Here is a 12,696-nt window from a genome sequence, read left to right as displayed (position 1 = left end):
AAGATTTAAGGATAAACTGGATAAAAATCCCTTGACGTGCAAAAAGGGAATACTATAATGAATGAAAATATATGAACATATGAACGATTGTTCATATAAAAAACTTGAAAAGTAAGTAATAGAGGTGGACTCATGTTAGATGTTATTATAATTGGTGCTGGGCAAGCTGGTTTAAGCATGGGTTACTACTTGAAGAAAGAAGGCTATTATTTTGTAATATTTGAGGGAGAAAAAAGAATTGGAGATTCGTGGAGAAACAGGTATGACTCTTTGGTTCTATTTACACCTAAGTCATATAGTTCACTGCCAGGGATGAAGTTAGAGGGAGATAAAAATGCGTTTCCTACAAAAGATGAAATTGCAGATTATCTTGAAATGTATGCTGTTCGTTTTTCGTTACCAGTATAGTTGGAAACGACTGTACATAAAGTACAAAAAATAGAAAGTACATTTGAAGTATCTACCGATAGGGGAGTATTTCTTTCTAAACATGTCATTATCGCATATGGTTCCTTTCAGAAACCATATATTCCTTCAATTTCTCAAAACCTCTCACAAGGGGTGTTTCAGATTTATTCTTCTCAATATCAATTACCAAAGAAAATTCCAGATGGCCCTGTCCTTGTAATAGGAGGAGGAAACTTTGGTACGCTAATTGCGACTGAACTTGCAGAAAGTCAAGATGTAACGATTGCTATTAGCTATCCATTTAAATTTTTACCACTCAAAATCATGAACAAAAGCATCTTTCATTGGTTAGAAAAGATTGGTCTCTTATATGCAGGAACTAATACAAAGCGCGGATTATGGTTTCGAAAACAAAGTGATCTATTTTTGGTTTTGACTTAAAAAATTAATTCGCGGAGGAAATATTGAGGTCAAACCAAGGATTATATTATATTGGATTGCCGTGGCAACATCAAAGGGGCTTAGCACTTATTTGCGGAGTAGGGAAAGGTGCTAAGTTCTTACATTTAGTTATAAAAGAAAAGAATGGAGAATGGGTTGGTTTTCCTGCTGTGCATTCACATACTTCTTTATTTCTTTTATACTTAAATCGAATCATATAAGATATATCGAAAATAGGATGAGTAAAAATGAGTGACTATGAAAATAAAGCATTGTTAAAAATTCTAGGGCCTTTGGAGCTTGAAGTAATGAAAGTTATTTGGATTAGAAAAGAAGCAACAGTTCAAAATGTGTTAACAGAATTAAATAAGCAAAATGATTATGCTTATACAACTATTATGACAGTAATGAATCGATTGGATAAAAAAGGGGTTCTTACGCGTAGTAAGTTGGGAAAGGGATATGTATATAAACCACAGTACACCCCTAATGAACTCATCCAACAAAATTCTTCTGAACAAGTGGAACATCTTCTCCATCATTACGGAGATATAGCTATTACGCAATTTGTGGATGCTGTTGGACATAACCCTGATCAACTTCATAAGTTAAAGGAACTTATTCAAAAATTAGAGCAGGTTGAAAAATAATGTATCGATTATTTCCAACTTTAAATATATACGTTTTATGGTTAGTTGATGTTACGACTGTGTTTATAAGTTCTTGTTTTGTTTTACATTATCAAACAATGCCAGGTTGTATGGGGATGGGCAGTATATTGGACTGTTGCAACATTCAATTGAATCATTGGCTTACCTTTATACCGATTATTGTAGGAGTTCTTTTTATATGTTTAGCTGGGACCTTTTTGTTTTTGTTTAAAAAGACGAAAAAATTTATTGCTGAGTTAGCTTTATATCAAATAGATTGTTATGAATCAATTGTAATCGAAGCTTTTCAACGAAAACATTCTGTAAAAGTTCAAATAGTAGAAGTTGCATATCCATTAGCATTTACACATGGATTTATTCGCCCTCATATTTTGGTTAGTACTGGTTTAATTGACTTATTGCAAACCTATGAATTAGAAGCTGTATTAGAACATGAGTATTATCATTATCAAAACAGAGATCCATTTAAATTATCAATAGGGTACAGTTTGGCACGTGTTTTTTCATTTTTACCAATCTCTCAAAAGTTTTATACACGCTATCTGATGGAAAAAGAAATCAACGCAGATACTTTTGCTATCCGAGAGGTAGGAATGAAGCCTGTTGCATCAGCACTATATAAGTTAATGACAAATGTACCTCTTTCTTCATTTGCAATGGCTCATTTTCAAAATCATTCTTTTCAGGATACTAATACTAGAATTGAGGTTCTTCTGACAGGGAAATATAAGCGGCCATCTATTGCATTAGTAGATTGGATGGAATCTAGTATTCACATTCTCTTAATTGTTTTACTTATAGCATGTGTGTCATTTTTGTGACAAATTCTCTTTTCTATAACAATTATCTACTACGAAATCGTAGTAGATGGTGGTTTTATCATCTGGATTATAAGATGTTGGGAGAGGAAAATAATGAAAAAGCTTATTTTAGGCGCTTCATTTATTTCATTAATGGCATTTGGCGGAACGGCTTTGGCTGCTAGTCCAACGCCACACAAAACAACGAATCAAGAAGATTGTATGACAATGAGTATGAAGGACTGTATGACAATGATGAAAGATTGTATGTCTAAAGATGACTGTAATACAATGGGCATGGAAGACTGCATGGAAATGATGAAGAATATGCAAAAATAAATGTCTATATACGGACTGTAACGATACCATCCATGATATAGACTGTGAGTAAGACGCATACTAGATAAAAGTAAAGCATAAATAAGAGCTGGTAAAGGAATAACCAGCTCTTATTTATGCTTGTTCCTATAGAACGGGAATAGTTAGATACAATTATGCATGTAGAGACAAACAGTGCCATCGTGTGAATTATTTCCTATTACAAATGGTTATAACAATAGTATGACACTATAAACACATAAAGAAGGGAAAAATTCGTATGAAAAGCTTTCGTATTATTAGTTTTTTTGTTCTTATTAGCGTAATTCTTCTATTAACAGCATGTGGATCTAAACTAAGAGACCAGTTAAACTGGAAATTAGATAATTTTTCATATACTGATCAGAACGGAAAAACATTTGGACGGGATGATTTAAAGGGGAAGGTTTGGGTAGCAGATTTTATTTTTACAAGTTGTAAAACAGTATGCCCACCTTTAATAGCTAACATGGAAAGGCTTCAAAGAATGTTAAAAGATGAAGGAGTTCAAAATGTTGAGTTTGTATCATTTAGCGTAGATCCAACTGTAGATACTCCTTCGAAACTCAAAGGATTTATGAGCCGTTATGATATGGATGAATCCAAGTGGCATTTTCTTACTGGTTATTCGCAAGAAGAGGTTACCGAGTTTGCTAAGAAAAACTTTCAAACACTTGTAGATAAACCACAAGATTCTGATCAAGTCACTCATGGAACAAGCTTTTATCTTGTAGATCAGACTGGAACTGTTGTAAAAAAGTATTCAGGTCTCTCAAACCCTCCTTATAAAGACATAGTCAGAGATATAAAGAGAATTCAATAAAAGTACTTTAGTAATTATTGATAATAAAAAACATATAAAGCGAAAAAGAGCTGGTGGTATGCCAGCTCTTTTTTTTTTAAGTAATGTCGCACACATTTGTTCACACATCATGGCACAGTCTTGAAGAGATTTCATAGTTTTACATGCATTTGTACGGTATCTACTCTATATTCCATCCATATACCCCGTTATTTAGATAGTCATTAATTAAGGTATGTTTACCGTAGTATAGTTATGCCTTTGTGTAAGGAACTAATAAAGATGAACCATAATTCGATACAAGAGCCATCTTCTGAGTACATGGGTTTTTCAACAATCTTTTTAATCAACTGTAAAGATGAATTGTTTTCAGTTGATTATATAAGCAGTTAGTTATATACTTATTTCGAAGTAGAGGAAATTAAAATAAATCCTTTTAACGAATATTACGTTTAATTTTCGCTCAATATATAAGTATATGCTTATTTAACTATAAAAGGGTAGGTGTGGTATGGAAAAAACAGTTATAGAATTAACAAGAGCATCGCAGTTATTAAAACTATTAGGAGACAAAACAAGACTAACAATTGTATCTATTCTCAAACAACGTGAGTGTTGTGTCTGTGAACTTCTTGAAGTATTTGATATGAGTCAACCTTCTATCAGTCAGCATCTTCGAAAGTTAAAGGATTTAGGCTTAGTGCAAGAAGAGCGTAGAGGTCAATGGATTTATTATTCTTTAAATCAGGCAAGTGATTTATATACGCTTTTAGAAGATATTTTAGGCCATGTACCAGATCAAATAGAGAAAATCAAACAAATTGAGAAGAGCAATCCTACACTCCGGTGTGGTTGTTAATAAATAGTTAGAAAGGGAAGTGAGAAGGATGAGCAACACGGGGAAAAAACGTCTATCTTTCCTAGATCGATATCTAACCCTTTGGATTTTTCTTGCGATGGCAGTAGGGATTGGAGTTGGATATCTATTCCCTGGGTTCGTTGATGGAATGAATAGTCTACAGGTAGGAACAACTTCTATCCCACTTGCGATTGGCTTAATTTTAATGATGTACCCGCCGCTTGCTAAAGTACGCTACGAAGAGATGGGGCGCGTTTTTAAAGATGTAAAAGTATTAGTATTATCACTCGTGCAAAACTGGATTATTGGTCCGGTTTTAATGTTTACTTTAGCAATTATATTTTTACAAGATAAACCAGAATATATGGTTGGATTAATCATGATTGGTCTAGCACGTTGTATCGCGATGGTGATTGTATGGAATGACCTTGCGAAAGGTGATACAGAATATGCAGCAGGGTTAGTTGCTTTTAACTCTGTATTCCAAATGTTATTTTTCTCAGTATACGCGTATGTGTTTGTAACAGTCATTCCAGAATGGTTAGGAATTGAAGGAGCTGTTGTAGATATTACAATGGCAGAGGTTGCAAAATCAGTCTTTATTTATTTAGGAATTCCTTTCATCGCAGGAATGTTAACACGTTTTATCTTTGTAAAAACAAAAGGGCGAGAATGGTATGAAAAAGTATTCATACCAAAGATTAGCCCCATTACATTAGTCGCATTATTATTTACAATCATTGTGATGTTCTCATTAAAAGGAGAAGTGATTGTTAGCGTACCATTTGATGTTGTACGTATTGCGATTCCATTACTTATTTATTTTGTAGTGATGTTCTTTGTTTCTTTCTTTATGGGCAAAAAAATCGGTGCAAGTTATGGGGTATCAACAACATTAGCATTTACAGCTGGAAGTAACAACTTTGAATTAGCAATCGCTGTAGCTGTAGGGGTATTTGGAATCCAGTCTGGTGCAGCGTTTGCAGCAGTTATCGGTCCTTTAGTAGAGGTTCCAGTTATGATAGCTCTTGTAAATGTAGCACTGTGGTTCCAACGTAAATACTTTCAAACACAACCAAAATAATTATTGATATAAAGGTGGAATTAACATGGAAAACAAGAAAACAATTTACTTCTTATGCACAGGAAACTCTTGTCGTAGCCAAATGGCAGAAGCTTGGGGTGAAAAATATTTAGGTGACAAATGGAATGTACTTTCTGCTGGTATTGAGGCGCACGGAGTAAATCCGAATGCAATTAAAGCAATGAAAGAAGTAGACATTGATATTACGGACCAAACATCTGATATCATTGACCGTGACATTTTAGATAAAGCAGATCTTGTTGTAACACTTTGTGGTCATGCAAATGATGTATGTCCAACAACACCACCCCATGTAAAACGAGTTCACTGGGGATTTGATGATCCAGCTGGTCAAGATTGGTCTGTATTCCAAAAAGTTCGTGATGAGATTGGCGAACGTATTAAAAAATTCGCTGAAACAGGAGAATAATTGAAAACAAAATAAGCCGAGAATTCTTTTTCGGCTTATTTTGTAAAGAAGGGGAGAAATCAGAGATGAAAAAAATTGAAATTTTTGATCCTGCTATGTGTTGTTCTACGGGGGTTTGTGGACCAAGTGTTGATCCAGAATTAATTCGTATTTCAGTAGCTGTTAATAATTTGAAGAATAAAGGAATTGATGTGACACGCTATAATCTTGCGAGTGAGCCGGATGCTTTTGCAAATAACAATGTTATTAGTCAATTATTAATGGATAAAGGACCAGACGTGTTGCCTGTAACTTTGGTAGATGGAAAAGTAGTAAAAGAAAAAGGTCATCTTACAAATGAAGAACTTGTACAGTTAACGGATATAACGGAAAAAGAGTTGAGTCAAAAGCCAGTCGTACGTTTAAAGATAAACGTGAAAAAATAGAGAAAGAAGTGAAAGGCAATGACAAACTTATACAATCCAAACACAATAACATTCACACCATTTTTATTCTTTACTGGTAAAGGCGGAGTAGGAAAAACATCTACTGCATGTGCAACAGCAATTACTTTAGCTGATATGGGGAAACGCGTTTTGTTAATTAGTACTGACCCAGCTTCTAATTTACAAGATGTGTTTGAAATCGAACTAACCAACAAGCCGAAAGTAATTCTTAATGTTCCGAACTTACAAGTAGCTAACCTGGATCCAGAAACAGCGGCTTATGAATATAAGGAACGTGTTGTTGGCCCATATCGCGGGAAATTACCTGACACAGTAATTGCGACGATGGAAGAACAATTATCTGGGGCTTGTACTGTAGAAATTGCAGCATTTGATGAGTTCTCTACGTTACTTACAAATAAAGAGTTAACATCGAAATTCGATCACATTATCTTCGATACAGCACCAACAGGTCATACGTTACGTCTTCTTCAGCTCCCAACGGCATGGAGTGGTTTCCTAGAAGAAAGTACACATGGAGCTTCTTGTTTAGGACCATTAGCAGGTCTTGGAGATAAAAAAGAGTTATATAGTCAAACAGTTCAAGCATTATCTAATCCGAAACAAACAACATTATTGCTTGTTACACGTCCTGATAGTTCTCCGTTACAAGAAGCGCAACGAGCAGCTAAAGAATTAAAAGAAATTGGTGTAAGCAACCAATATCTACTTGTAAATGGCATCTTGAAAGACTATGTGCAAGATGATGGTGTTTCAAAAGCATTGTTTACGAGACAATTACGTGCGTTAGAAAACATGGCAGAAGAATTAAAAGGTCTTCCGATTTATGAAATTCCATTAGTACCGTTTAATGTTACTGGCATAGAGAATATGAGAAATTTGGTGCGACCAATAGAGAATCTTTCAATTTTAGATGAAGAACAACAAGAGGTTGCTGTACCTTCTCTTCAAAATTTGATTGCGGATCTTTCTGAGACTGGAAAAAGAGTTATTTTTACAATGGGAAAAGGTGGAGTAGGAAAAACAACTGTAGCCTCTGCAATTGCAGTTGGTCTTGCTGAAAAAGGCCATCATGTACATTTAACTACAACTGATCCAGCAGCCCACATTGATTATGTCATGCATGGAGAACAAGGGAATATTACGATTAGTCGAATTGATCCGAAGGTAGAAGTAGAAAATTATCGTAAGGAAGTCATTGAGAAAGCAAAAGAAACGGTAGATGAAGAAGGTTTAGCTTATTTAGAAGAAGATTTACGTTCCCCTTGTACAGAGGAAATTGCAGTCTTCCGTGCTTTAGCCGACATTGTTGAGAAAGCAAATGATGAAATTGTGGTAATTGATACAGCGCCAACAGGTCATACATTATTGTTACTGGATGCGGCACAAACGTATCATAAGGAAATTGTACGCTCTTCCGGTGAAGTACCACAGTCTGTGAAAAACTTATTACCTCGTCTTCGCAATCCAGAGGAAACAAGTGTTGTCATCGTAACATTAGCGGAGGCTACGCCAGTACATGAAGCAAGTCGTCTACAAGGAGACTTAAAACGTGCAGATATTAATCCAAAATGGTGGGTTATCAATCAAAGTTTTTATGCAACACATACAAGTGATCCAGTGTTAAGAGGAAGGGCGCAGTCTGAAGTACAGTGGATTCAAGCGGTTCAAAAGGAATCACAAAATAACTGTGTTATCATCCCGTGGCAATCGGAAGATATTGTGGGATATGAGAAGCTTAAATCTTTAGTAAAATAAAAAATTTGAATAGTTATTGTGAAGGGGAGAAATGAAAATGAATATTACAGATAAAGCAAAAGAGTTTATTGAAAGTGCTATGAAAGAAAACGGTGTTTCAACACTACGTTTTACATTTGAGGGTGCTGGATGCTGTGGACCAAGCTACGGTATTAATTTAGGAGAAGCGCAAGAAAATGATGTAACAGAAACAGTAAATGGTATTGAAGTTGCCATGGATCCAAAGGTCGTTGAAATTGTAAATACATTGACACTAGACTATGTAGAAGATCAACAAGGTGCAGGTCTTGTGATAAGTGGCGGATCGAATTGCTGCTGAACCGCGTGTTACTGCTACTGTGATCCAAACTGTAGGGAGTAAGGGGTATGATGGATTTGTAATTGCGCTTGTAACAGAAGAATGAGGTCTAGATGCCAATTATAGATCTACTAGACTAGGAGGGGGAAACAAAAAATGTTTGATATGTTATAACATGGATGGAAAACAGGGAACTCTTCTCGTGCTCCTCCAAAATGAATGCAGTACAATACACTAATAAAATTTGGAGGTTATAAAAATATGAGAAGTGAAAAAGAAATGATGGGTTTAATATTAAATGCAGCAAGAGAAGATGAGCGTATTCGCGCAGTGATTATGAATGGTTCTCGTGTGAATCCGAATGTGAAGAGAGATTGTTTTCAAGATTACGATATTGTATATGTTGTGAAAGATATACAGTCATTCACATCTGATCACAGTTGGATAAATAGATTTGGAAAAATAATGATTGTACAAATGCCAGAAGAAAGCACTTTAGTTCCACCCGAAGAGGATGGAAGCTTTCCTTATTTGATGCAGTTTATAGACGGGAATCGAATCGATTTGACTTTAGTTTCAGTAGAATTAATAGATGAAATTCTTGGTGGAGATAGTTTGAGTGTACTTCTTTTTGATAAAGATGGTGCTATTGAGCCATTTCCACCAGCAAATGATTCGGATTACTGTATAAAAAGGCCAACAGCAAAAGAATTTGCAGATTGCTGTAATGAGTTTTGGTGGTGTAGTACAAATGTAGCAAAAGGGTTGTGGAGAGAAGAACTTCCTTATGTAAAAGGAATGCTTGAAGGTCCTGTTCGAAATATGCTGATGCAAATGCTAGAATGGCATATTGGGATAAAAACAAATTTTACAGTAAACGCCGGAAAGTTTGGGAAGTATTTTGAACAATATCTTGAGGATGATTTGTGGAAACAATATATAGAGACATTTTCAAATGCAGATTATGACAATATTTGGAAGTCGTTCTTTGTAATGGGGGATTTATTTAGGGAAACTGCAATCGGAATTGCTAGCTATTTTAGTTTTGAATATCCACAAGGAGACGATGCTAGAGTAACAAGCTATCTAAAACATGTGAGATCTTTACCAAAAGATAGTCAAACAATTTATTAAGTGTATGATAGATAGAAATAAGACCGTTCCAAAATGGGACGGTCTTATTTCTGTTCAGGAACATGAATCATCCTGACAAAATAAGAATGAACTGCATATAAAATTTTAGGGAGGTTTTATTAATTATGTATTATTTTTATCCATCAGAGATACTAACTCCTTTTCAAGGGGTTTCAGAACGTAATACGCCTTTATATAATATGTATTCTTATTTGCCATACTCGAATGTATTTTATTATCAAAACTATTTGAGTGTAACGCCTGATTTGCTAAATGCTGGTTTGAAGAATGAGGTTCAAGGTGCAGAAGAAGATAGAGGCTCGTGGACACCTTTTTCTTGGGTTGAAAAATATGCTTATGCATTTTCTGGTCCATATAATAAAGCGGAAGTTGCCCTTACATTTGATGATGGACCAGACTTTGTATTTACTCCGCAAATACTAGATAAGTTAAAAAATTATGGTGTGAAAGCTACTTTTTTTCTTCTTGGTGAAAATGCAGAAAGATATCCTGATGTAGTAAAACGAATTGCAAATGAGGGTCATACTGTTGGGAATCATACGTATAACCACCCAAATTTAGTTAAAGTAAGTGATGAAGAATATCGTAATCAAATTGTAAGAACGGAAGAGATATTGCGGAAGTTGATAGGGTATGCACCAAAGTTTATACGTCCGCCTTATGGTGAAATACGTGAAAAACAATTAGAGTGGGCGACAGAACAGAATTTTATGATCGTACAATGGAGTGTAGATACAGTTGATTGGAAAGGAGTAAGTGCAGAGCAGGTTACAAATACTGTGTTAGGGAATGCGTTTCCAGGAAGTGTTATACTCCAGCATTCTACACCGGGAGGACATTTGCAAGGATCTGTGGATGCGCTAGATCGAATCATTCCTGAACTGAAAGTGAAAGGGTCACGTTTCGTGACGCTTCCTAACATGTTTCATACGTCGAAACAGAGAAAGTAAATGACCGATAAGGTGGACCTATAAATATAAAATACTGTATTCAGCTTGTACATCATTTAAACAAGAGTGGTGTATTTTTGTTTTTGGAAAATATAGGTTTTCGGTTGGTTTTTGTTGTATAATAAAACTATAAACTGACAAATAAGTTTGAAAATATGTGTGTGGATATGGAGGGAATAAGATGACATATGCGCTTGCAAATATAGGAGTGAGCTTGTTAATCGGTATTATATTTATACTATCCGCACTCATATTGCAAAAAAATCCACCAACAGATATTAACGCAGTATACGGATATCGAACAAAGCGATCAATGAAAAATAAAGATTTGTGGGATGTTGGAAATCAATATAGCGCTGAAGTTATGAAACAAAATGGACTTTTAATGATTTTAATAGGAAGTTTAATCGGATTGCTATTTTGGTACCCACATACAATGATTGCTATTTTAATCCTTATGATAGTATTAATCATTCGTTTGTTTATACGGGTGGAGAAGAAATTAAAGGTACTGGAGAAACAATAAACTTTACTTGTGAAATTTTCAAGCTTTTCTATTAAGGAAGTACAAATAGTTTTGACCCCTGCACTATTTAAGTGGGGGTCAATTAAATTTTAGAAGTTATTGATTTTTAGCATATCTCGTCCTTTTTCTACGACAAATTCATAATATTCAAGCTCATATGGATAAATATCTTCAAATGTTATTGTAATAGATTTAGCGCTTTTGTTTAAAACTGGAATGCCTGTTGTAGATGAGATTTCTCCTTTTAAAAGCTGTAAAAAAGAAGTCGCATTTACTTTCATTACATCTTCAACTTCATCACCTGGAGCAAATGGAAGTGGTTTTGTAACAGCATGAAAATACATATGACACATTTCACGGTCAATGAAATGCGGGATTTCATGGTTGATTTTAAAAATGCCTTTGTACTCTAAATCAGTAGCTTGAAAGGAAAGTCCTAATTCCTCTTTTACTTCACGAAGACCCCCTATTCGTACATCTTCATCATGCATAATATGTCCCGCTGATGTAATATCCCATTTTCCTGGGAAATCTTTTTTGTTTTTAGCACGTAATTGGAAGTGTAGAAAGATGTCTTCATTATCTTTTTCTACAAACCAACAATGGAATGTTTCGTGCCAATCACCGTCACGATGTACATCATCACGTAGTTTTTTTCCAATTTTGTTTCCTTCTGTATCAAATATCGTTAACCATTCTGCCATTGATATTCCCCTTTCTGCACAGTTTATTATACAATGAATGTATGTAATTTTGGGAAAATAACGATAATTAAGTAGGGAGTGTATATGGAATGGGACTAGGCGAGAAAAAAATAAATTCGCTCATTTCAACAGAAGAAGAATTACGTCTTATTTTAGGATATCCAAGTGAACGCGCGGTGAAAAAAGTGATCCCATCACTCGATTATCATTGTCGTGAATTTCTATCTAAGTCTCCTTTTCTAGTAATATCTACTTCAGATGAATTTGGTCATTGTGATGCATCACCAAGAGGGGATGCACCTGGATTTGTATATGTTTTAAATGAAAATCAAATTGTAATTCCAGAAAGACCGGGGAATCGGAGAGTGGATTCTATCCTTAATATTTTATCTAACTCACGGGTGGGACTTATCTTTTTTATTCCAGGGCTTGGAGAATCATTACGGATAAATGGGCGTGCAACTATCACAAAAGACGAAGAGATTTTAGAGAAAATGCAAGTAAGGGGTCGCAATCCACTTCTCGGAATCGTTGTAAAAATAGAGGAGTGTTTCATCCATTGTGCAAAAGCATTTATACGTTCTGAATTATGGAATCCAGATTCTTGGTTAGAAAAAGAAGCATTACCATCAGCAGCAAAAATGCTTGCTGATCATGCCAAAGTAAATGCAAATGAAGAAGAAGTCGCACGTTCTTTAGAAGAAAGTTATACAAAAAGATTATATTGAAAATATTGCATAGTACATTGATTGATAAAATATATAAATATAATTAATGATTTAGGAATCTAAAGAGCATTCATTCTATTGGTAATCAGTATTTAAAATCAAAAGCATAATTGTTTTACTTGATATTTTTATCCCGCATTAACGGGCAGTAAGACCCCCACCTCAAAATTTGGAAAAGCAAAGAAGTTAGAAGGGGGATGAGCTGCCCGTAAAAGCCCGATTGGTGAGGGCTAATAATCAGTGGGGGATGAAGAAAACCCCCACTGATTAAAGTTTCAC

15 protein-coding genes and 2 pseudogenes are annotated in these 12,696 nt (G+C 35.0%); 16 read left to right on the top strand and 1 reads right to left on the bottom strand.

Annotation, left to right across the window (positions count from 1 at the left end; genetic code table 11):
• Window positions 1-132: 132 nt before the first annotated feature.
• From JDS96_RS10935 to JDS96_RS10860, 15 genes and pseudogenes are all read left to right on the top strand, one after another.
• A pseudogene (locus tag JDS96_RS10935) lies at window positions 133-1,070 on the top strand (flavin-containing monooxygenase).
• Window positions 1,071-1,097: 27 nt separating this feature from the next.
• Window positions 1,098-1,499: a BlaI/MecI/CopY family transcriptional regulator gene (locus tag JDS96_RS10925; protein WP_016114525.1), complete on the top strand. Its 402-nt coding sequence runs from the start codon at window positions 1,098-1,100 to the stop codon at window positions 1,497-1,499.
• Window positions 1,499-2,341: a M56 family metallopeptidase gene (locus tag JDS96_RS10920; RefSeq protein ID WP_199666780.1), complete on the top strand. Its 843-nt coding sequence runs from the start codon at window positions 1,499-1,501 to the stop codon at window positions 2,339-2,341. The genes JDS96_RS10925 and JDS96_RS10920 overlap by 1 nt, the downstream gene beginning before the upstream one ends.
• A gap of 93 nt (window positions 2,342-2,434) precedes the next feature.
• Window positions 2,435-2,659, top strand: a complete 225-nt coding sequence (locus JDS96_RS10915; RefSeq protein ID WP_016114527.1) for a hypothetical protein — start codon at window positions 2,435-2,437, stop codon at window positions 2,657-2,659.
• Window positions 2,660-2,918: 259 nt separating this feature from the next.
• Window positions 2,919-3,500, top strand: a complete 582-nt coding sequence (locus tag JDS96_RS10910; protein WP_199666779.1) for an SCO family protein — start codon at window positions 2,919-2,921, stop codon at window positions 3,498-3,500.
• 490 nt (window positions 3,501-3,990) lie between these two features.
• Window positions 3,991-4,338: an ArsR/SmtB family transcription factor gene (locus JDS96_RS10905; protein WP_016114529.1), complete on the top strand. Its 348-nt coding sequence runs from the start codon at window positions 3,991-3,993 to the stop codon at window positions 4,336-4,338.
• Window positions 4,339-4,366: 28 nt separating this feature from the next.
• Window positions 4,367-5,422 carry an ACR3 family arsenite efflux transporter gene (gene arsB / locus JDS96_RS10900; protein ID WP_016114530.1) on the top strand — a complete coding sequence of 352 codons (1,056 nt, stop codon included), beginning with the start codon at window positions 4,367-4,369 and terminating at the stop codon, window positions 5,420-5,422.
• Between the two features lie 25 nt (window positions 5,423-5,447).
• Entirely contained in the window at window positions 5,448-5,852 is a 405-nt protein-coding gene (gene arsC / locus JDS96_RS10895) for an arsenate reductase (thioredoxin) (RefSeq protein WP_016114531.1), read from the top strand.
• A 65-nt stretch (window positions 5,853-5,917) separates the two neighbouring features.
• The gene (gene arsD, locus JDS96_RS10890) at window positions 5,918-6,277 is read left to right on the top strand and encodes an arsenite efflux transporter metallochaperone ArsD (RefSeq protein ID WP_199666778.1); all 360 of its coding nucleotides are present in this window, start codon (window positions 5,918-5,920) and stop codon (window positions 6,275-6,277) included.
• A gap of 18 nt (window positions 6,278-6,295) precedes the next feature.
• On the top strand, window positions 6,296-8,056 hold the full coding sequence (arsA, locus tag JDS96_RS10885) for an arsenical pump-driving ATPase (protein WP_098158714.1): 1,761 nt from the start codon (window positions 6,296-6,298) through the stop codon (window positions 8,054-8,056).
• Between the two features lie 37 nt (window positions 8,057-8,093).
• Entirely contained in the window at window positions 8,094-8,375 is a 282-nt protein-coding gene (locus tag JDS96_RS10880; protein WP_016114534.1) for a HesB/IscA family protein, read from the top strand.
• A pseudogene (locus tag JDS96_RS10875) lies at window positions 8,365-8,460 on the top strand (methyltransferase); the annotation flags it as partial. The gene JDS96_RS10880 and the pseudogene JDS96_RS10875, both read left to right, overlap by 11 nt.
• 155 nt (window positions 8,461-8,615) lie before the next feature.
• Window positions 8,616-9,488 carry an aminoglycoside 6-adenylyltransferase gene (locus JDS96_RS10870; protein ID WP_199666777.1) on the top strand — a complete coding sequence of 291 codons (873 nt, stop codon included), beginning with the start codon at window positions 8,616-8,618 and terminating at the stop codon, window positions 9,486-9,488.
• Between the two features lie 125 nt (window positions 9,489-9,613).
• A complete protein-coding gene (locus JDS96_RS10865; RefSeq protein WP_003196991.1) occupies window positions 9,614-10,459 on the top strand; it encodes a peptidoglycan-N-acetylglucosamine deacetylase in 846 nt (281 codons plus the stop codon).
• A 181-nt stretch (window positions 10,460-10,640) separates the two neighbouring features.
• Window positions 10,641-10,985 (top strand): SdpI family protein, encoded by a 345-nt coding sequence (locus JDS96_RS10860; protein ID WP_033796066.1) that lies wholly within the window; start codon window positions 10,641-10,643, stop codon window positions 10,983-10,985.
• Window positions 10,986-11,074: 89 nt separating this feature from the next.
• Here the strand turns inward: JDS96_RS10860 and JDS96_RS10855 are convergent, their stop codons facing one another.
• Window positions 11,075-11,689, bottom strand: coding sequence for an NUDIX hydrolase (locus tag JDS96_RS10855; protein WP_003196996.1), 615 nt, complete (start codon window positions 11,687-11,689; stop codon window positions 11,075-11,077).
• 89 nt (window positions 11,690-11,778) lie between these two features.
• On the opposite strand from JDS96_RS10855, the gene JDS96_RS10850 reads away from it, so the two are divergent.
• Window positions 11,779-12,417, top strand: coding sequence for a pyridoxamine 5'-phosphate oxidase family protein (locus JDS96_RS10850; protein ID WP_003196998.1), 639 nt, complete (start codon window positions 11,779-11,781; stop codon window positions 12,415-12,417).
• The last annotated feature ends 279 nt before the right edge of the window (window positions 12,418-12,696 follow it).

Source organism: Bacillus cereus group sp. N21, from assembly GCF_016483395.1.
GTDB classification, from domain to species: domain Bacteria; phylum Bacillota; class Bacilli; order Bacillales; family Bacillaceae_G; genus Bacillus_A; species Bacillus_A pseudomycoides.
Note: the sequence above shows the minus strand (reverse complement) of the source record. Positions and strands in the feature narration are given on the sequence as shown.